This window comes from Pseudomonas sp. LTJR-52, from assembly GCF_003691465.1.
Taxonomy (GTDB): domain Bacteria; phylum Pseudomonadota; class Gammaproteobacteria; order Pseudomonadales; family Pseudomonadaceae; genus Chryseomonas; species Chryseomonas luteola.
Map to the genome: position 1 here is coordinate 2,193,295 of NZ_CP033105.1, position 17,307 is coordinate 2,210,601.

General features: G+C 55.1%; 20 protein-coding genes. 6 read left to right on the forward strand and 14 right to left on the reverse strand.

Annotated elements, in window-relative coordinates; translation table 11 throughout:
• The first annotated feature begins 168 nt into the window (after positions 1 to 168).
• Positions 169 to 1,065: a bestrophin family protein gene (locus EAW52_RS10275; protein ID WP_122042327.1), complete on the forward strand. Its 897-nt coding sequence runs from the start codon at positions 169 to 171 to the stop codon at positions 1,063 to 1,065.
• Here the strand turns inward: EAW52_RS10275 and EAW52_RS10280 are convergent.
• The gene (locus EAW52_RS10280) at positions 1,025 to 1,549 is read right to left on the reverse strand and encodes a hypothetical protein (protein WP_122042328.1); all 525 of its coding nucleotides are present in this window, start codon (positions 1,547 to 1,549) and stop codon (positions 1,025 to 1,027) included. The two genes, EAW52_RS10275 and EAW52_RS10280, sit on opposite strands and share 41 nt — an antisense overlap.
• A 225-nt stretch (positions 1,550 to 1,774) precedes the next feature.
• Between EAW52_RS10280 and EAW52_RS10285 the strand changes: the two genes are divergently transcribed.
• Positions 1,775 to 2,029 (forward strand): DUF2789 domain-containing protein, encoded by a 255-nt coding sequence (locus tag EAW52_RS10285; RefSeq protein WP_074824231.1) that lies wholly within the window; start codon positions 1,775 to 1,777, stop codon positions 2,027 to 2,029.
• Between the two features lie 66 nt (positions 2,030 to 2,095).
• Here the strand turns inward: EAW52_RS10285 and EAW52_RS10290 are convergent, their stop codons facing one another.
• Positions 2,096 to 2,332 (reverse strand): DUF2171 domain-containing protein, encoded by a 237-nt coding sequence (locus tag EAW52_RS10290; protein WP_122042329.1) that lies wholly within the window; start codon positions 2,330 to 2,332, stop codon positions 2,096 to 2,098.
• 215 nt (positions 2,333 to 2,547) lie between these two features.
• Here EAW52_RS10290 and EAW52_RS10295 point away from each other — a divergent pair, with 215 nt between their 5' ends.
• Positions 2,548 to 3,261: a glutathione S-transferase N-terminal domain-containing protein gene (locus EAW52_RS10295; protein WP_122042330.1), complete on the forward strand. Its 714-nt coding sequence runs from the start codon at positions 2,548 to 2,550 to the stop codon at positions 3,259 to 3,261.
• A 25-nt stretch (positions 3,262 to 3,286) separates the two neighbouring features.
• Here the strand turns inward: EAW52_RS10295 and EAW52_RS10300 are convergent, their stop codons facing one another.
• From EAW52_RS10300 to EAW52_RS10340, 9 genes are all read right to left on the reverse strand, one after another.
• On the reverse strand, positions 3,287 to 4,078 hold the full coding sequence (locus EAW52_RS10300; protein WP_122042331.1) for an SIR2 family protein: 792 nt from the start codon (positions 4,076 to 4,078) through the stop codon (positions 3,287 to 3,289).
• Between the two features lie 2 nt (positions 4,079 to 4,080).
• Positions 4,081 to 4,629, reverse strand: coding sequence for a non-canonical purine NTP pyrophosphatase (locus EAW52_RS10305; RefSeq protein ID WP_074824241.1), 549 nt, complete (start codon positions 4,627 to 4,629; stop codon positions 4,081 to 4,083).
• A gap of 114 nt (positions 4,630 to 4,743) precedes the next feature.
• On the reverse strand, positions 4,744 to 5,481 hold the full coding sequence (locus EAW52_RS10310; RefSeq protein ID WP_372238913.1) for a DUF72 domain-containing protein: 738 nt from the start codon (positions 5,479 to 5,481) through the stop codon (positions 4,744 to 4,746).
• Positions 5,482 to 5,570: 89 nt separating this feature from the next.
• Positions 5,571 to 6,002, reverse strand: a complete 432-nt coding sequence (locus EAW52_RS10315; RefSeq protein WP_010794696.1) for a nuclear transport factor 2 family protein — start codon at positions 6,000 to 6,002, stop codon at positions 5,571 to 5,573.
• 222 nt (positions 6,003 to 6,224) lie between these two features.
• Positions 6,225 to 6,839, reverse strand: a complete 615-nt coding sequence (locus EAW52_RS26175; RefSeq protein WP_177411901.1) for a hypothetical protein — start codon at positions 6,837 to 6,839, stop codon at positions 6,225 to 6,227.
• A 196-nt stretch (positions 6,840 to 7,035) separates the two neighbouring features.
• The gene (locus EAW52_RS10325; RefSeq protein WP_122042332.1) at positions 7,036 to 7,455 is read right to left on the reverse strand and encodes a GNAT family N-acetyltransferase; all 420 of its coding nucleotides are present in this window, start codon (positions 7,453 to 7,455) and stop codon (positions 7,036 to 7,038) included.
• A gap of 23 nt (positions 7,456 to 7,478) precedes the next feature.
• Positions 7,479 to 7,679: a hypothetical protein gene (locus tag EAW52_RS10330; RefSeq protein ID WP_122042333.1), complete on the reverse strand. Its 201-nt coding sequence runs from the start codon at positions 7,677 to 7,679 to the stop codon at positions 7,479 to 7,481.
• A 98-nt stretch (positions 7,680 to 7,777) separates the two neighbouring features.
• Entirely contained in the window at positions 7,778 to 9,373 is a 1,596-nt protein-coding gene (locus EAW52_RS10335; RefSeq protein ID WP_122042334.1) for an ABC transporter substrate-binding protein, read from the reverse strand.
• A 102-nt stretch (positions 9,374 to 9,475) separates the two neighbouring features.
• Positions 9,476 to 9,982 (reverse strand): GNAT family N-acetyltransferase, encoded by a 507-nt coding sequence (locus EAW52_RS10340; RefSeq protein WP_122042335.1) that lies wholly within the window; start codon positions 9,980 to 9,982, stop codon positions 9,476 to 9,478.
• A 266-nt stretch (positions 9,983 to 10,248) separates the two neighbouring features.
• Between EAW52_RS10340 and dcp the strand changes: the two genes are divergently transcribed.
• The 3 genes from dcp (at position 10,249) to EAW52_RS10355 (ending at position 13,854) form a co-directional block, all read left to right on the forward strand.
• Positions 10,249 to 12,438 (forward strand): peptidyl-dipeptidase Dcp, encoded by a 2,190-nt coding sequence (gene dcp / locus EAW52_RS10345; RefSeq protein WP_122042336.1) that lies wholly within the window; start codon positions 10,249 to 10,251, stop codon positions 12,436 to 12,438.
• Between the two features lie 172 nt (positions 12,439 to 12,610).
• A complete protein-coding gene (locus EAW52_RS10350) occupies positions 12,611 to 13,447 on the forward strand; it encodes an inositol monophosphatase (RefSeq protein ID WP_122042337.1) in 837 nt (278 codons plus the stop codon).
• Between the two features lie 140 nt (positions 13,448 to 13,587).
• Entirely contained in the window at positions 13,588 to 13,854 is a 267-nt protein-coding gene (locus EAW52_RS10355) for a hypothetical protein (RefSeq protein WP_122044769.1), read from the forward strand.
• A gap of 54 nt (positions 13,855 to 13,908) precedes the next feature.
• Here EAW52_RS10355 and EAW52_RS10360 read toward each other — a convergent pair whose 3' ends face one another.
• From EAW52_RS10360 to EAW52_RS10370, 3 genes are all read right to left on the reverse strand, one after another.
• Entirely contained in the window at positions 13,909 to 14,613 is a 705-nt protein-coding gene (locus tag EAW52_RS10360) for a YebC/PmpR family DNA-binding transcriptional regulator (RefSeq protein ID WP_074824271.1), read from the reverse strand.
• Between the two features lie 92 nt (positions 14,614 to 14,705).
• Entirely contained in the window at positions 14,706 to 16,088 is a 1,383-nt protein-coding gene (locus EAW52_RS10365) for an efflux transporter outer membrane subunit (RefSeq protein ID WP_122042338.1), read from the reverse strand.
• Positions 16,085 to 17,302, reverse strand: a complete 1,218-nt coding sequence (locus tag EAW52_RS10370) for an HlyD family secretion protein (RefSeq protein WP_122042339.1) — start codon at positions 17,300 to 17,302, stop codon at positions 16,085 to 16,087. The genes EAW52_RS10365 and EAW52_RS10370 overlap by 4 nt, the downstream gene beginning before the upstream one ends.
• Positions 17,303 to 17,307 lie beyond the last annotated feature (5 nt).

Below are 17,307 nucleotides of genomic sequence, written 5' to 3' on the forward strand. Positions count from 1 at the left end.
ATAAGTCATGTTGATCTGCCTCCATTGCCGCTGCGATCAGGAGACATGTCTCGGCTTAGGCTGACCCGGAAGAATCTTGAATCAACTTCCTGAGATGGTTTCCGTGAGCCAGGTTTCAAACATAGTGGTCATAGCGCTAGTAAGTTTTTATTTTGGAGTAGCGCTGCATTGCCAACCCTTATTCGCCGTAAGTACCGATTCCTGCATAAAACCCTTTCCTATACAGGTTGGTCGCTGTTTTGGCTGCTTATCTGGGACATTGTTGTCACCGTTGACTTCATGCTGTTCGTCGATGATCGAATGAGCCTTCCTTCGATGCCATTGACGCTGCTGGGCTCTGCCCTGGCCATGCTGGTGAGTATTCGGAACACCAGCGCTTACAACCGCTGGTGGGAAGCTCGTACGTTATGGGGAGGGATGGTTAACAGCTCGCGCAACTTTGCCCGTCAGGTTCTGATTCTGGTTGATGACCCGGGCGATGCTTTAAACCCTATCAAGGAGGTGCTGTTTCGCCGCCATGTGGCCTATGTCAATGCTTTAGCCGCGCATCTCAAGAAGGCTCCGATTCCAGAGCGACTTGCAGAGTTGTTGCCTGCTGAGGAAGTGGCTCGAAGCGGTGATACCAATAATTTTCCCAACGACATCCTAAGCGGCTCGGCAGCTTTGATTGCCCAGGAATACAAGGCAGGGCGTCTCGACAGCATACGTTTGGCACGTCTTGAATCGACGATGGTGGATATTTCCAACTGGCAGGGAGGTATGGAGCGCATCGCTAATACTCCGTTGCCGTATCCTTATGTGTACTTTCCACGCCTGTTCATCTCGCTGTTCTGTTTGATCGTCCCGGTAGGGTTGGTAGAGTCGTTAGGCTGGTTTACACCTCTGGCCTCTACGGTAGTGGGCTTTATGTTGCTGGCGCTCGAGAAAATCGGAACTGATCTACAAAGCCCGTTTTCCGAAAGCCAGCACCAGATACAGATGACCGATCTCTGCGCGAACATCGAGAAGAATCTTTCGTCCATGTTCAGGGAGTCGGAGAACGCTTCTCTTCGCTCCACTGAGTAGCATTGGAAGCCGGCGTTACGCCTACGGTGCGCATAACAGGCTGGCTAACGCCAGTCTGGAGCTGGCCGTGGACACCTTTATCGGCCCCTTTTTCGCTGTCTACCAGTTCGGCAGGTGGGGTGTAATGAATACAGCCATACCAGATGACGATTGGAAAAAGCGCATGCAGTACAAGACGTACTGCCAGGGCCCACTCAGGAAGCGCTGGAAACAGGCCCGCATGTTGCCAAGTGTAGAAGTGTACAGGCAGCATAAGGAGCGTACAGACAAAGAGAACGCTGCCCGCGTAACGACGAAGCTCTTTAAAGAGCACCGCAACCGCTACCGTCATTTCCAGAATGCCGCCAAAGCAAACGATGGCAAACCGGTAGGGTACGTCGATGGGAACAAGTTTGACGAAAAAGCCGGCCATGAACAGGTGGGCGAAACCACCTACCATGAACCAAGCCACTACGAGCGCAACCGCTTGTTTTTGATAGCGCATATGCAGGCCGCCTTTTTAAGCTCTTATGACGGTATGACTACGTTTTTGTGATCTTTCTCACTTGCTCGGCTGCTTCCAGATCAAATGCATCTGCTAATGGCCTGTGATTGAACCGATGCGCTCAGCTGCCTCTCTATTGGTAATGCGCTGTAAGCAGATTGAGGGACGACACTGCGTTACGTCCCATCCTGCTATGGACCGGTTCGAAAGCCTGGAGAGATGACTATGGAACTTCCTGTAAAAGATCTCACGACCTTATTCGATCAATTGGGTCTGGACTCAGATAAGGCCAGTATTGACGCGTTTGTCGCCAAGCACTATCCGCTTCCCGATGACGTCAAGATTTCCGAAGCACCTTTTTGGACGCCCAGCCAGGCGGCGTTTTTGAAAGAGGAAATCATGAACGATGCCGAGTGGGAGCCGATCGTTGATGAACTCAACGTATTGCTGCACGAGAATAAGCCGTTTCAAGCGACCTGAGTGGTAGGCCTGGCAGGTGATAAAACGGTGGGTTCAAGCCCACCGTTTTGCTTTTCAGATTCCTGCTTATCCCGTCTGCCAATCCCGCTGTGCCTCTTCGCATGTTCGTGCCAAGTGGATGGTAGCGCCGTCTACGCGGGCCACCCATTCCAGAGGAATCAGGTGATATTGCCCCTGAGCATCTGGATCACTTCGCTCAAGCTTGAGTTTATTGCGATCCACAATGTCATAGACCTTGCCGACGTGTTGACCATCGGAGCCTAGTACGTCCGCTTGAACAGGGATTTTATCGACATCAACCATGCGGGTTTCTCCGGCAATAGGACAAAGGGTTCTGTAGGTAATCATCCGCTATCTATTCAGAGGTTTGCCGAATGGCTAACGTTCTGAGTGAGCGACAGGAGGCATTTTTCAACTCTCCTGATGAGCGAGCAGAACTGTCCGATACCCCCTTTTTCTGACTGGTGTACAGCATTGTCCAAGGCTGTAGCGAATGGACCTGATAAGGAGCAAACGTAATGATTGAACTCTATGGCATGGGTAGTCCTAATGTCCTGAAAGTAGTGCTGATGCTGGAGGAGCTGCAACTGGCTTACCGGTTCAAGCATGTACATGTCTGGAAGGGTGAGCAGTTCACCGACGCCTTCAAGGCGCTTAACCCAAACAGCAAGGTTCCTGTGTTGATTGATCCTGACGGGCCCAACGGAGAGCCCTACCGTGTGTTCGAGTCGGGTGCAATTCTGCAGTATCTTGCCGAGAAGACAGGGAAATTCCTGCCTGCAAACGGTACGGCACGTTATGACGTCATGCAGTGGTTGATGATCCAGTTGACTGGAGTCGGCCCTATGTTCGGCCAGTATGTTCACTTTACGCGCTTCGAGCCTGAAGTCTCTCAGTACGCGCGCTCGCGCTATACTACTGAAGTGCTGCGCCTGGTTGAGCTTATCGACCAGCGTCTGGCTACCCACGCCTATCTTGGCGGCGATACTTATTCAATTGCCGATATCGCAACGTATCCCTGGATGGCCATTCTCGAGTTCCTTGGCTTACCCCATGAGCGTTATACCCATCTGGCACGCTGGCTGGGTGAAATCTCAAAGCGACCTGCGGCCATTCGATTAGTCGAGATGACTAAGGAGATTCAGGCGGAAGGCGCGGCCTCTCGTGCAGAGGCCACACCGGATGACTATGACCGTATATTCGGCCGCGGTCAGTACGCTCGCTCGTTGTAAAATGGATAGGGCATGGATGCCTGCCTCAGGAATCAACCAGCTCCTTGAGAAAGCACGTCAAGGCATGGCCGGGATCGTCATGATCAGACGAAATCATGCGAATGCCCCATTGGCTCAGGATCTCTTCCTGTACCGGATTGGGCATGTGAGAAAAGACATAGGAGATGGGCCTGACGCCGGAGGGCTCATACTTGCTCCACATCTTTGAAAGCTTATGGAAGAGCAGCCGGATATTGGTATCCGAAAGGCTGTAGCCAATGAATAGAACGGCTTTGCTCAGTGTGTCGGCTCTCAGCTTGATATCGAGCGGCGTCTCGAATTGAAGCCGTTCGTAATAGCTTGTTTCGGCCAGCACAATCGACGAGTCATCGTCGAAATCCCCATGAAATTTGATGATCTGTCTAATGTTGTCCTGCGCCTTGGCCAGATCGCTGGCATTGGCGATCTTGATGTACTCTCGTTGATAGGCATCGTGGGCATATTCCAGCCAGCGGTCATAGTTGGTGGTGTAGATCGCCGAGAACCGGCCTTGTACGATCAGCCGATGTATTTCTGATGCCATGATATCGATATCTTTGTGCCACTCCCGGTCCATCCAGCTTCTGAGCGCACCGATGTTGCCTTTCTTGATACGGTAATACTCGGCTAGCGCAAGAAAATTGCCGTAGGTATTGAAGACGTCAGGGTCATAATCCAGCTGGACGGCAACTTCTTCGATCAGTTGTTTCCAGGGCGGCAAGCCAAGGTTGGCTGATACTCCAGCCCCTACGAACAGGATCAGCCGATTGCTACGGTAAGCGTCCTTGAGGCTTTCCATTTTCAGGACTCCTCGATAAAGCTGACGAATTTTTCCAGCGCCTGCCGTCGCATGGAGTACTCATGCTTGCGTGGCCCCAGTTGGGCAAAGGTTTGATCAAGGCCATCAGGCATAAACACACAGTCCCATTCAAAGCTGCTATCACCGGCCGGCTGCTCTGTGATTCGCCCAGGAACGGCGCCCTCAAAGAAGTATTTCTTGCGACCGTCACAGTAGCCGATCAGCGTCTTGGCCACGGCTGAGGGATCTTCAAGGCCGCCTATGACAGAGGAGAAGCGTTCTGCCAGTAGCTTGTCCCAGAAGAGCTGCGTAAGGCCGGCAGGGAAATCATTCAGGCTCTTGATGTAAAGCCCAGTGTGTTCAACGAATACAGGCTTCCCAACGAGGCGGAAGGCTTTGAGCAGCTTGTCGCTGATCAATTGGCACACATCCTCGGTTTGCAGTTCATCGATTTTGATCTGGTAGGGGACAATCTCGATTCGCGTTTTGGCGAGCAGGTGAGAGACTTCTTCAATCTTTCGCGTGTTGCTGGAAATAAATCGAATTTTCATGGCTGGCCTGCAAAGGCATTACGATTCTCAGGGCGGCTCGCTACCTCTCTGATTTAGAGGGAAGTGGATAACCAAGGGTTCGCCTTCAAAAGGTCCGGCGGTCGGCATGCGCCATCAGCCTGCAAGCAGACGTTGCATGTCCAATGCGTTGAGTACGGCTGCGCCGCTGGCAGTGTTATCAAAAATGCACCATGTGAGAACGCTCCGTTCATGATGATGTGCCAAGGTCTGGGCAAGAGACGCAAGGGCATCATGGGTATAGGAGGAGTGATAGATCTGGGGCGAGCCGTGAAGGCGGTAGTAGACCACCTCCGGCGATGCACCGGGCATGTTGCCGTTCGCCAATGGAGAGGGATCGGCAGCTACTTGGCCGATTCGATAAGCCATCAGCATGGACTGGGCATCATCACGTTGCCAGCTGGCATGGCGGGGTTCAAGAACGGCGTGTCCATTGTAGCGAGCCCTAAGATCCTCCAGAAAGTCACGGGTAAGTTCTGCCTTGAATGCCAGTGAAGGAGGAAGCTGGATCAGCAGGCAGCCCAGTTTCTCTCCCAAGTGACTGCACTCCGACAGAAAGCCGTTCAACAGTGCTCCGCCGTGAGCGAGGCGCTGAATGTGAGTGATCTGCTTGGGGACCTTTACTGCGAAGCGAAAACCCTCTGGCGTCGAGTCAGCCCATTTGGCGTAGGTCGCCGGTTGGTGAGGGCGGTAAAACGAAGAGTTGATTTCAACGGTATTGAAGCGGGCAGCGTAGCGCTGCAAGTGGGTGCCCTCTGCCGGAAAGTCGGGCCACTGTGAACGCGGCAGGCTCCAGCCAGCACATCCAATATAGGGAAGTGTGTTCAAGATCAGTTTAAGCCAGTCGTGTCTGATCTGTGTTTGACTAACGGATCAGGTGATTGATTCTGCCGCTTCGTGGCGGGGAAGCGGCAGGTGCCTGGTTAGAAGCGGAAAGCCTGACGGCCGATCAACAGCCATTTTCCATTTTGTTTTTGCCAGATCTGAAAGTTTTCAATTTCAGTAGGCGTCAACTTGCCGCTATTGATGGCTTGTGCAGAGAAATGATTGCGAACCAGGGCCACATCACCCGACATTGTGATTTTCTGGTTGAGCATTTTCAGCTCTTTGAATGCGCTTTTGCCTGTTTCGATATCCGCAATGAATGCTTTCTTATCTTGGATGTTGCCGCTGGAATGGCCATAGGTAAGATTTTCGGCCGTCAGGGCATTCAGACTGGCAATATCCTTGTGCCACATGGCCTGGGTAAGCTTGTCCACGGCCTCAGCTACCGCCGTTTCATCCGAAGACGTGGCGGCCATAGCATAGCCGCTGAAAAGGCACAGAAAGCCAACGATCAGCTTGATATTTCGCATGAGCATTTCCTTGTTGTTGTAAGCGATGCGGAATGGATCGTTGTACGTGATGGCTGTGGATCTCGTTCGAGTATGGAAGAAGCACAGCGGTCATAGGTCGTCGTACAACATGATGTGTTGTAGACGTTTCACGAGAGGGCGTCAATTGGCGTGTTGTCTTTGCCAACAGAGCAAGCGCTGCTTGAGCGAAAAGGTTCTCGTCAAGCAGCAAAGCAGGGTGGCTTAGGCGTGTAGCGAAAGGAAATCTTTCCAGGCAGCGGGCACGTTGTTGAGTTGCAGGTACTGAAGACGCTCGTTTTCATCCAGGCGGCTCCAATAAGGCGTCCAGTGCTGGCTCCACCAGAACGCCAACTCGCCTTGTAGCGTATCCATGCAACCCACATCGACCGTAGGAAATGCTTGCCAGGGAGCTGGCGGTGCAATTTTTTGTGCATGAATAGAAGTCAGTAGAGCCGGTGAGTCCGTGACCAGATTGAGCAGCACACCGCCAAATTCGGACTGCATGCGCAGCATCAGTTTTTCACCCGCCTCGTTGCGATACAGCGTCTGTTCAGGAGTGCTCGAAACAGGAGTAAAGCCCAGCTTCATCAAGGCGGCACCCAAACCCATTTTACCTTGGTGACAACTCATGACCTGGAACTGATACGCTCGGATACCAAGCCCTTCAAGGCTTTCTGCGCCTTCCTGGTCGATGTTCAGTGGCGGGTGGTCGAACAGGGGGAATTCGGTACCTAGTTGCTCAAGCTGACGATCAATATCCTCGAAGGTGCGCTTGGAGACCAGACGCTTTAGCAAAAGGAGAAAACCGGTACCGTGGAGCTGGGGGTGCAAAGTCATGGGGCCTCCTGGCGCGCGTCTGGACTATATGGTCTTAAGACCCGAAGCCAACCGTTTTGCTTCAAGGCTGGCAAAGAAATTTCCATCTGCGCGAAACGGATAGCAGGGCGACTGTGCGGGTAAGAGGCTGCCGCAGCCGTAATATACTTCTTCAACATAGCTTCATCATGTGACCGAAACATGAATCAGAAGGCAATCACGACGGGCTGTATTCCAAGGCTATCAGGGGTTTGCTTTGCTGATAGCGCCGGAGTTTATCGCTAAGCGACTCTGGCAAGAATGCTAGTGTCTGAAATCCATTGGATTGATAAAAAGGGACGAGCTCAGGGTGGCAGAACAGCCAGACAGGCGATGCCGCATGGTTTACGGCATGCTCCAGCAATCTGCCAGCAATACCCTGACCGCGTTCCTCATGTGCAACGAAGAGGCCCGTCAGCCAAAAGCCCTGTTCGATGGGACTAAGGTTCAGGACACCGAGAATGCTCTGTCGCCTGGCTACCCAATAGCGCACGCTATCGCCTCTGGCGGTTCGCATGGTGCTGCCATGGGCGCGATAAAACTTATCGATAAGCGGGCGGAGTTCAGGTGAGAGGAGGCCGTACTGCAGTTTGCTCATAGCTCTCTGAGGACAAATAGCATTCAGGTATTGGGCGTATTACCGGTCAGCTGCTCCAAGGCACGCCTCACCATCGAGGCGTACTCAGTAGGGCTGAGGCTATAGATCTCAGTAGCGACCCAGGGTAGCCAGCGTGCGCCCATTTCGTCTCGTCTGGAAAGCAGGCGCTGTGCCTCGGCAACGGCTTGTGTGGCATGTGCTTGATGAAAATCGGCTCGGCTCATGATGATCTCTTGCAGCAACCCGTCATGATAAAACCGAACCGACGTATTTACCTACCGCGAGCGACACGGCGAGCGATTAACGGCTCGCCGTATCAACATCAGTCAACGCTGACCCCAACGAAAGCGTTATGGCCCAGCGGGCTCATTACATAGCCTTGCACATTCTTGCGCATGGGCATGAACGCCGTGGAGTGGGCGATTGGGGTATTGGGGATCTGTTCCTTCATGCGCACCTGAGCCTGACGGTAAAACTCGGTCCGCTCGGCCTGATCGGAGACACGCTTGCCATTCTTCACGAGGTCATCGTAGGTTTTGTCGCACCACATGGAGTAGTTGTTGCTGCCAATCGCATCGCAGCCATACAGCGTACCCAGCCAGTTGTCCGGATCACCATTGTCGCCTGTCCAGCCCACCAGGATGGTGTCCTGCTGGCCGCTCTTGGCGCGCTTGAGGTATTCGCCCCATTCGTACGTCACGATCTCGGCGTTGATGCCAATCTTGGCCCAGTCGTTCTGGATCATCTGGGCCATCAGGCGCGCGTTCGGGTTATACGGCCGCTGGACCGGCATAGCCCATAAGGTGATCTTTGTGCCTTCCTTGACGCCAGCTTGCTTGAGAAGCTCCTTGGCCTTGACCGGGTCGCGCGGCAGATCCTTTATCGTTTCGTTGTAGGACCACTGGCTGGGCGGCATCCCGTTGACGGCAAGCTGCCCTGCGCCCTGGAAAACGGCTTCAATGATGTTCTGCTTGTTGATCGCCATGTCGAGCGCCTGGCGAACTTCCAGCTTGTCCAGTGGCGGATGCTGAACGTTATAGCCTAGGTAGCCAATGTTATAGCCAGGGCTACTCATGACCTTCAGGTTGGGGTCTTTCTCCAGCGAGGCAATATCCGCCGGATTAGGGTAAACGCTGACGTGGCATTCGCCTGTGCGCAGCTTTTGCGCCCGCACGGCAGAATCGGTATTAATCGAGAAGATAAGGTTGTCGAGCTTGACCTGTCCCGGTTGCCAGTAATCCTTGTTGCCCTTGAAACGGATCATGGCATCTTTCTGGTAGCGACTGAAGACGAAGGGGCCGGTACCGATAGGCTTCTGGTTGATCTGTTCAGCCTTGCCCTGTTTGAGCAGCTGGTCGGCATACTCAGCTGAATGGATACCGGCAAACCGCATCGCCAAATTCTGCACAAAAGCAGCGTCGCGCTCATTCAGCATGAAGCGAACTGTATACTCGTCCACCTTTTCAACCCGAGCGATATTCTTGTCCAGACTCATGCCGGTAAAGTAGGGGAACTCGCTGGGATAGGCCTTGCGGAACGGATGCTCTTTATCCAGCATGCGCTGAAAGGTGAACAGGACGTCATCGGCATTGAAGGGGCGGGTCGGTTTGAAATAGTCCGTCGTATGGAAGTTTACGCCCTGCCGTAGAAAGAAGGTATAGGTCTTGCCGTCTTCGCTGATGTCCCAACGCTCTGCAAGGGAAGGAATAGCCTTGGTGCCGCCTCGCTCGAAATCGGCCAGTCGGTTGAACAACGTACTGGCCGCAGCATCATGATCGGTTCCCGCTGTGTACAGGCCGGGGTCAAATCCTGCTGGACTGCCTTCCGAACAGTAGACCAGGTTGCTTGCAGCCTGGGCAGATAAAACGTTGAACACGCAGCCAGCCGTGACCAACGCCGTAAAAAGCGTCTTGAACATGAGCCGTTTCCTTGAAGCGTGAGGTTCAGCGAAACGCGTACGCTACCGCGGCTCCGGAATACCGGCAGGATTTAAATGAAAGCAGATATTTCAAGGGTCACGTCAGATAAGCCGCTTGGTCAGTTTCACTTCGGTCAGGTCGACCCCACCTCTTGATAGGGTTTTATGGGCTTCTGTATGGTCGAAGCCGTGCTGTCGATAAAAAGCCATTGCTGCAAGGTTATCCTGTAATACCCAGAGGGATACACAACTAACCGCGGGCAACTCCAGCGAAGAGAAATAATGCCGTAACAGCGCCGTTCCGAGGCCGGTACGGTAGTGTCGTGGGGCTATGTAGATCGCATGAATTTCTCGCCTGGAGGCCTCTTCCGGCCAATCACGGTCAGGGCCGCACGCCATCCAGCCGGCTACTGACCCGCTGCGCTCAGCAACCCATATCGGAGCATTTTCCGCTTCCAGTCTTGCTTTCCAATGGGCATATCTGGACTCGTATTGGAGGTTATCCAGCACTACCTGAGGCATGATGCCTTGATAGGCGGCGCGCCAAGATTCGATATGGATCATGGCGATTGCGGAGGCATCCTCAGACGTAGCTGCTCGTACAGGCATGGCGGCTTTCCATTAGGCTGAAACGATAGGGGCAGTTCTTAAGACTAGTGCATCCCTTGGGCAGGCGATACTATCCCAAGGCCCGGCCCAGACGGGTTTCTTTGCTTATAACAAATTGCGGTCTGCGGTTTACACCGTTTTGTTCGAGTTCAATCGCCAAGACTCGCCTGCCAATTTGAAACTACGCTGTGCCCAATGTGACGCGCTATTTTGTATGACCGCGTCGTGGCTGCATGGAATAAGAAAAATAGGGAGTGTAAGCATTAATGCGTCTATCTTTGCTGTTTCTGGCTATCAGTACGTCCCTTGGCAGCTATGCCTTTGCTAACGAAACCCAGTCTGTTACTGAAGCCGGAACGACGGTACAGGAGGTCAACATGGTAGATAAGAACGGCTCGGCCCTTCAGGCGAATCCCTTTTTTCAGGTGAGTGCATTGCCCTTTCAGGCACCTCGGTTCGACCTGATCGAGGAGTCGGACTTCGAGCCCGCCATTACAGAAGGCATCCGGCAAAAGTTGGCTGAAATCGAGCACATTGCCAACAACCCCGAGCCGCCTACTTTCGAGAATACCTACGTTGCGCTGGAAAAAGCCGGAGCCCTGCTGGACAGGGTCATGACAGTTTTTAGCGCGCTCACTGGTGCCAATACGTCCGACACGCTTCAGCGGATCAATGAAGAGCAGTCGCCCAAGCTGGCTGCACTGGGTGATGCGATCACGCTCAACAGCACATTGTTCGACCGTCTACAGACCGTTTACGACCAGCGCGAAACGCTTGATCTGACACCCGAGGACAAGCGGCTTATCGAGATTACCCATCAGCATTTCGTATTGGCAGGTGCCCGGCTGTCTGAGACTGATAAGGCCCAGCTCAAATCGCTCAACCAGGAGGCGGCAACGCTCACTACCCAGTTTGTGAATCGGCTGCTGGCTGCAGCCAAGAACGGGGCCCTGGCTGTCAGCAACAAGGATCAGCTTGAGGGACTTTCTGAGCCTGAGCTCAAGGCAGCCGAACAGGCAGCCCAGGACCGTCATCTGGACCAGCAATGGCTGCTCACTCTTCAGAACACCACGCAACAGCCTTGGCTAGCGTCTCTTGCCAACCGCGATACGCGTAAGGCCTTGTTCGATGCCTCGTGGAATCGGGCCGAGAAGGGAGATGCCAACGATACCCGCTCGCTTATCGCGCGTCTGGCCAAGGTGAGAGCCGAGCAGGCCAGGCTGCTGGGGTTCCCGGACTATGCGACCTGGAAGCTACAGGATCAGATGGCCAAGAAGCCAGAAGCTGCGCTAGGTTTCATGCGGGACATCGCGCCGGCGGCCACAGCCCGAGCCAAGCGCGAGGCGGCGGATATTCAGGCCGTTATCGACAAACAGGGGGGCGGCTTCAAGTTGCAGGCCTGGGATTGGCCTTATTATGCGGAGCAGGTTCGCAAGGCCCGTTACGATCTGGACGAGTCACAGATTCGCCCGTATTTCGAGCTTAATAATGTGCTCCAGAACGGGGTGTTTTACGCAGCGCAGGCGCTCTACGGCATTACGTTCAAGGAACTGACGGACATTCCGGTGTATCAGTCGGATGTGAAGGTTTATGAGGTGTTCGACAAGGATGGCTCTTCAATGGCCTTGTTCTACACCGATTTCTTCGCTCGGGATAACAAGAGCGGAGGTGCCTGGATGGGTAACTTCGTCGATCAGTCCCGGCTGCTGGGCACTAAGCCGGTTGTCTATAACGTCTGCAATTTCACCAAGCCGGCCCCAGGTCAACCGGCGCTGCTTTCATGGGACGATGTCATAACCTTGTTTCATGAGTTCGGTCATGCCCTGCACGGTATGTTCGCCGACCAGATGTACGCCAGTATCTCGGGCGCCAATACGCCGAGCGATTTCGTCGAATTTCCTTCGCAAATCAACGAGCACTGGGCGGAAGACCCCAAGGTGTTCGCCAACTATGCCAAGCACTACGCAACCGGCAAGCCCATGCCCGCCGAGCTGGTCGAGAAGATCAAGACCGCGTCTCGCTTCAACAAGGGCTATGACATGACCGAGCTTCTGGCCGCTGCGCTACTCGACATGCACTGGCACATGATTGCAGCTGAAGCGCCTCAGCAAGACGTTGATGCATTTGAAAAGGCTGCGCTGGAGAAGGACCGCATAAACCTCAGTTATGTGCCGCCTCGCTACCGATCCAGCTATTTCATGCACATCTGGGGCAATGGCTATGCGGCAGGGTATTACGCTTATCTGTGGACACAGATGCTGGCCGATGATGGCTTCGAGTGGTTCAGAGAACACGGCGGCCTTACTCCTGAAAACGGCCAACGCTTCCGCGACATGGTTCTTTCTCGTGGCAACAGCACCGATCTGGAGCAGGTCTACCGGGACTGGCGGGGCCATGAACCGGATATCGAGCCCATGCTGATTAACCGCGGCCTGAAAGGTGATAGCCAGGGTTGAGCTTGCCTTATAAGTAGATAGGCCTGGAAGGTCCGTCTTGCTGCCAGCATTCATGGCCTAGGCTTAAAGTGCATCTTTTTATCCTATGCCGAGCCGCGCAGTATTTGTCACAGTGGAGCGCTTAGATTAGGCGCTCCCAATTATTGCACCATGTTTTTGAAAAGGACCCGTCATGACCACGACTGTTACCGGCGCCAGCGCACCGGATAGCCTCGATATCGATTCACGCTATGAGGCCGCCAAGGCTATCGCACAGGAAGCGGCACGCCTGGGCATGGACTTCTATGCGCGCCGTTCGAGCCTGACGGTAATGCACAAAGGCGGTAACCTGCAGGATGTCGTCAGTGTTGCCGACAAGACACTGGAGGACTTCATCCGGGCGCAGCTTTCGGAGCGTTTTCCGGAGGATGGCTTTATCGGCGAGGAAAACGGTACTGCAGCATTGGATGCGCGCTGCATCTGGGTCATCGACCCCATCGACGGAACCAGCTGTTTCGTAAACGGCTTGCACAGCTGGTGTGTATCCATCGGACTCATGATTGACGGTGAGCCCTATCTGGGCGCTATCGCCGATCCGAACCATCAGGAACTCTTTCATGCCTGCCTGGGCCAGGGCGCGTTCGTCAATGATGTCCCGCTCAAGGCCCATGCTACCCAACACGTTCGTGAAGGAGTCGTAGGGGTAGGTACAACGCACCGCCGTGGCAAGGAAAACTTTATTCCTTTCCTGACCGGTCTGTTGGACGAGGGTGGGATGTTTATCCGCAACGGCTCCGGGGCGCTGATGACGGCTTATGTGGCCGCGGGTCGGTTGATTGGCTATTACGAGACGCTTATCAACAGCTGGGATTGCCTGGCAGGCCTTGTCATGGTCAAGGAAGCCGGTGGTCGGTCGAGTGACTTCTTCCGTGGCGAAGGGCTGCTGGAAGGGAATCCGCTTCTGGTCGCTGCGCCCGGAGTATATGAGCAGCTAGCAGGCCTGATAGGGCCCTCGTTGGACCGTAACTAAGCCTTTGGCGTTTTTCTGCGCGTGGGGGCATGACGGTACAGGGTTTTGTCGCCGTTCATCTATCCTTTGAGACAGGACTTGTACGAAGCGGGCATGCCTGTGAGAACCTGACGATGCCATTCGAAAGCGAGGATCAGACCATGAGTACCATGCAATGTACCTACCGCGATCATGTCATTACGGCTGAAATCATGGAGCATCCAGGCAGCCCTTTACCCTGGGCAGGCGGTTGCCGGATAAGCGACCTGCACGGGCATGTAACCCGGCGCATGCCGCTTCCGGTCAGTCATGCCTTCCTGGCCGAACTGGATCAGGCTCAGAGAGCGTCCATTGCTCACGGCAAATGGCTAGTTGACCAATGCCTGGACCATGGGCGAATGCTGTTTGATCAGCCCAAGGCTGCCTGATACGTATCTCACAGGGCGAAAGGCAAGAATTGCTTTTCGCCCTGGCTGCATGGCTTAACCTGCCAGACCTACATAAACGTTCTGCACGTCATCGTGGGCATCCAGGGCTTCCAGAAAGGCTTCTACTTCTTCCATTTCAGCATCGCTCAAGCCGGTGACCGGGTTTTTGGGGCGATAACCCAGATTGGCCGACTGTACTGTAAAACCAAGAGTTGGCAGCGCCTTGCAGACGGCGTCCATGTCGGTAGCGTCGCTTATAAAGAGGGTGGCGTCATCCTCACCCGCCTCGAAATCCTGAGCGCCTGCTTCGATCGCGGCCAGCTCCGGATCAGCTTCTGGCGTATCGGGCGTTGCCTCGATCATGCCTACATAATCGAAATCCCACGCTACCGAGCCGGACGCGCCAAGCTGGCCCTTGCGAAACAGTACGCGAATCTCGGCGACAGTACGGTTCACGTTATCGGTCAGGCATTCCACAATGACTGGCACACGATGGGGAGTAAAACCTTCATAGGTGGTGCGCTCATAGTTGACCGCTTCGCCCAAAAGACCTGCGCCTTTCTTGATGGCGCGCTCCAGTGTTTCGCGAGGCATGGAGGCCTTTTTGGCCTGCTCGACGACCAGACGCAGGCGAGGATTCATGTCTGGGTCCGGGCCGGAGCGCGCAGCGATCATGATCTCTTTCGACAGTTTGCCAAAGATCTTGCCCTTGGCATTGGCTGCGGCTTCTTTATGTTTGGCTTTCCACTGTGCGCCCATAGTTGTCTCTTCAAGAGGGAATAAAGGCGCAAATTCTAGTCCATACCGCGGGTTTGAGCGGAGCTAAATGATCAGCTGCGTGCCATGCACAGCTAATCCTGCGCAGGTATCCAACCCCCTCCCAGCGCCTGATAGAGCGAAATGACATTGTTCAGCTGGCTCTCGCGCACCTGTACGGCCGCCAGATCCAGATTGAAGAGGTTACGTTGGGCATCGAGCTCATCAAGGTAGGAGGAGTAACCGCTGCGGTAGCGATCCCGGGCGATTTCAAGCGAACGTGCCAGCGTGCGCCGGCGTGCCTGGATACGATCAATCTGTTCGGCATACAGCGTGACGCCTGACAAGGCATTTTCAACGTCGGCAAACGCATTCAGCGCTGCGGCCCGATACGCATAAGCGGCCTGATTACGCTGAGTGGTAGCGATATTGACCTGGGCTTCCAGTCGACCCGCTGTGAAAATCGGAGCAAGGATGCTGGCGCCCAGGCTCCAGACCTTGACCGGATCGTAGTTCAGCGAATTGACGTAAAGCCGGCCGACGCTGCCGGACAGCTGTACCTGCGGAAGAAACTCATCACGTCGGGCCTCTAGGTTGAGGTCACTGGCAGCCAGCTGCTGTTCGGCACGTGCGACATCCGGCCGTCTGCGCAGCAACTCCGATGGCAATACACCAGGAACGTGGGGAGGGTGTACGTCCTGAAAGTGCAGCCCACGGTCCACTGGGGCCGGCAAGGCGCCCGTCAGCACCTGAATGGCATTTTCCTGTCGGCGAATGGCCTGTTGAAGCTGCGGAATCATTTGCATGGCGGCCTCATATTCGGACTGGGCCTGCGTCAACTCCAATTCTGACGTGTAGCCCTCACCGGCGCGATCCTCTGCTACCTTGAGCGCCCCAAGGCGAGACTCCGCTGTCTCATGGGTAACCTGCAGCTGAGCATCCAGTGAGAGAAGGGTGATGTATGCCCGGGCGGTCGTGCTGGCCACGGTGAGAAGAACAGCATCCCGATCGGTCTGGCTGGCTTGATATTGGAGCCGTGCGGCCTGTTCGAGAGTACGCAGGCGCCCCCATACATCCAGCTCATACGCAATCTGTACCTGTGGCTGAGCCGAACGGGTATGGGTGATACCCAGCGTGCCGAGATTGCGGTTGGTTTGTGTGGCAACCGAGGCATTTACCGAAGGGAATAGAGCTGAGCGTGCCAGCGCAATTTGCTCCCGGGCAGCATCTACACGGGAAATAGCGGCTAATACGTCAGTGTTGTGCTCAAGTGCGGTTTCTACCAGACGAGTCAGCTGGGGATCATTGAAGTTGCGCCACCAGTCGCTTCGAACGGTGCTTTCCGGCTGACTCGCTGCACGCCACTGCCCAGGAGGCTGTATGGCAGCTTCGGGCGGTAGCGGTTTCTTGGGTGGCACACAAGCGGCCAGGCTTACCGCCAGGGCCAACAGCAAAGGATGGAATCGAACATCCCTCATGGTGCAGCGCTCCGTTGCGCTACAGGTCGTTCTGTCTGGCTGGTCGCTCGGGCCGCATCCGTATCAACATGGGTGACAACGGACATCCCTGGCCTGAGCCGCTGCGCCAAGGGCTGGTCAGGATCAATGGTGATCCGTACAGGGATGCGCTGTACCACCTTGGTAAAATTACCCGTGGCGTTGTCTGGGCGAAGAATGCTGAACTCCGAGCCGGTTGCAGGCGCCAACCGCTCGACACGGCCGGTAAGCTCTGCGCCGTCCAAGGCATCAACGTTGAAGCGGACCGGCTGACCGATCGCCATGTTATGTGTCTGCGTTTCCTTATAGTTGGCTACCACCCAGACCAGATCCGGTACCAAGTAGAGGAGTTGCGAGCCTGCCGTCACGTACTGCCCGAGGCGTACGGATACCTCGCTGAGCTGTCCTTCCCGTGGCGCCTTGATCAAAGTATTGTCGAGGTCGATCTGTGCCAGATGCAGCGCCGCTTCTGCCATCTGTACCTGAGCTTCCAGGCTTCCGCGTGACACGCGAGTCGCCTTTACGTTTTCCTCGGCAATATTGATGGCCGCTTGTGCCTGCTTGACCTGAGCGGCGGCGGCCCTGGCCGAGGCACGTGTCTGATCACGCTCGCGCAGGGAAACCGAGCCTCGGGAGGCGAGCTCGTTGACACGACGCTCATCGGCTCGTGCGCGATCCAGTTCGGCCTGCGCCGACAGGAGTTCCGCCCGGCGCGACGCCAGCGTGGCCTGGTTGGAGGCCAGGGTCTGTATGGAGTTAGCAAGATCCGCCTGCCGAGCCGCCAGCTGTGCCTGGTTTTGCTCAACACGCTGGCGATAGATTCGGTCGTCGATCCGAACCAGCAGTTGCCCCTGCTTTACATGCTCGAAGTCCTGTACGAGTACCTCGGCGACATAACCATTCACCTGAGGGGCCATGACGGTAATCTGTCCCCGGACGTAGGCATTGTTGGTTGTCACGATGCCACTGGTGAATGGCCACAGCTGCCACGCATAGAGGATCGTCAGGACGCCTGCCAGCGCTACCACCAGCATGATGATGACCGTCATCCGTGACGGTTTGATCACTTTGGGCGGCCCAGGATTTGTCGCTCCGGCGTCCGGTACGGAAGCTGCCTGTTCGGTTTGAGGCGGCGTTTTTTCAGCTTCGCTTGAGCCCTTGCGCTCGTCATCAGGTAATGGTTTTTCGTCGCTCATGGCGT

Excerpts from the sequence above, each read along its gene's own strand:
- EAW52_RS10280 (WP_122042328.1), bottom strand. The coding sequence starts at position 1,549 with ATGCGCTATCAAAAACAAGCGGTTGCGCTCGTAGTGGCTTGGTTCATG.
- EAW52_RS10285 (WP_074824231.1), top strand. The coding sequence starts at position 1,775 with ATGGAACTTCCTGTAAAAGATCTCACGACCTTATTCGATCAATTGGGT.
- EAW52_RS10290 (WP_122042329.1), bottom strand. The coding sequence starts at position 2,332 with ATGGTTGATGTCGATAAAATCCCTGTTCAAGCGGACGTACTAGGCTCC.
- EAW52_RS10295 (WP_122042330.1), top strand. The coding sequence starts at position 2,548 with ATGATTGAACTCTATGGCATGGGTAGTCCTAATGTCCTGAAAGTAGTG.
- EAW52_RS10300 (WP_122042331.1), bottom strand. The coding sequence starts at position 4,078 with ATGGAAAGCCTCAAGGACGCTTACCGTAGCAATCGGCTGATCCTGTTC.
- EAW52_RS10305 (WP_074824241.1), bottom strand. The coding sequence starts at position 4,629 with ATGAAAATTCGATTTATTTCCAGCAACACGCGAAAGATTGAAGAAGTC.
- EAW52_RS10315 (WP_010794696.1), bottom strand. The coding sequence starts at position 6,002 with ATGCGAAATATCAAGCTGATCGTTGGCTTTCTGTGCCTTTTCAGCGGC.
- EAW52_RS26175 (WP_177411901.1), bottom strand. The coding sequence starts at position 6,839 with ATGACTTTGCACCCCCAGCTCCACGGTACCGGTTTTCTCCTTTTGCTA.
- EAW52_RS10325 (WP_122042332.1), bottom strand. The coding sequence starts at position 7,455 with ATGAGCAAACTGCAGTACGGCCTCCTCTCACCTGAACTCCGCCCGCTT.
- EAW52_RS10330 (WP_122042333.1), bottom strand. The coding sequence starts at position 7,679 with ATGAGCCGAGCCGATTTTCATCAAGCACATGCCACACAAGCCGTTGCC.
- EAW52_RS10335 (WP_122042334.1), bottom strand. The coding sequence starts at position 9,373 with ATGTTCAAGACGCTTTTTACGGCGTTGGTCACGGCTGGCTGCGTGTTC.
- EAW52_RS10340 (WP_122042335.1), bottom strand. The coding sequence starts at position 9,982 with ATGCCTGTACGAGCAGCTACGTCTGAGGATGCCTCCGCAATCGCCATG.
- dcp (WP_122042336.1), top strand. The coding sequence starts at position 10,249 with ATGCGTCTATCTTTGCTGTTTCTGGCTATCAGTACGTCCCTTGGCAGC.
- EAW52_RS10350 (WP_122042337.1), top strand. The coding sequence starts at position 12,611 with ATGACCACGACTGTTACCGGCGCCAGCGCACCGGATAGCCTCGATATC.
- EAW52_RS10355 (WP_122044769.1), top strand. The coding sequence starts at position 13,588 with ATGAGTACCATGCAATGTACCTACCGCGATCATGTCATTACGGCTGAA.
- EAW52_RS10360 (WP_074824271.1), bottom strand. The coding sequence starts at position 14,613 with ATGGGCGCACAGTGGAAAGCCAAACATAAAGAAGCCGCAGCCAATGCC.
- EAW52_RS10365 (WP_122042338.1), bottom strand. The coding sequence starts at position 16,088 with ATGAGGGATGTTCGATTCCATCCTTTGCTGTTGGCCCTGGCGGTAAGC.
- EAW52_RS10370 (WP_122042339.1), bottom strand. The coding sequence starts at position 17,302 with ATGAGCGACGAAAAACCATTACCTGATGACGAGCGCAAGGGCTCAAGC.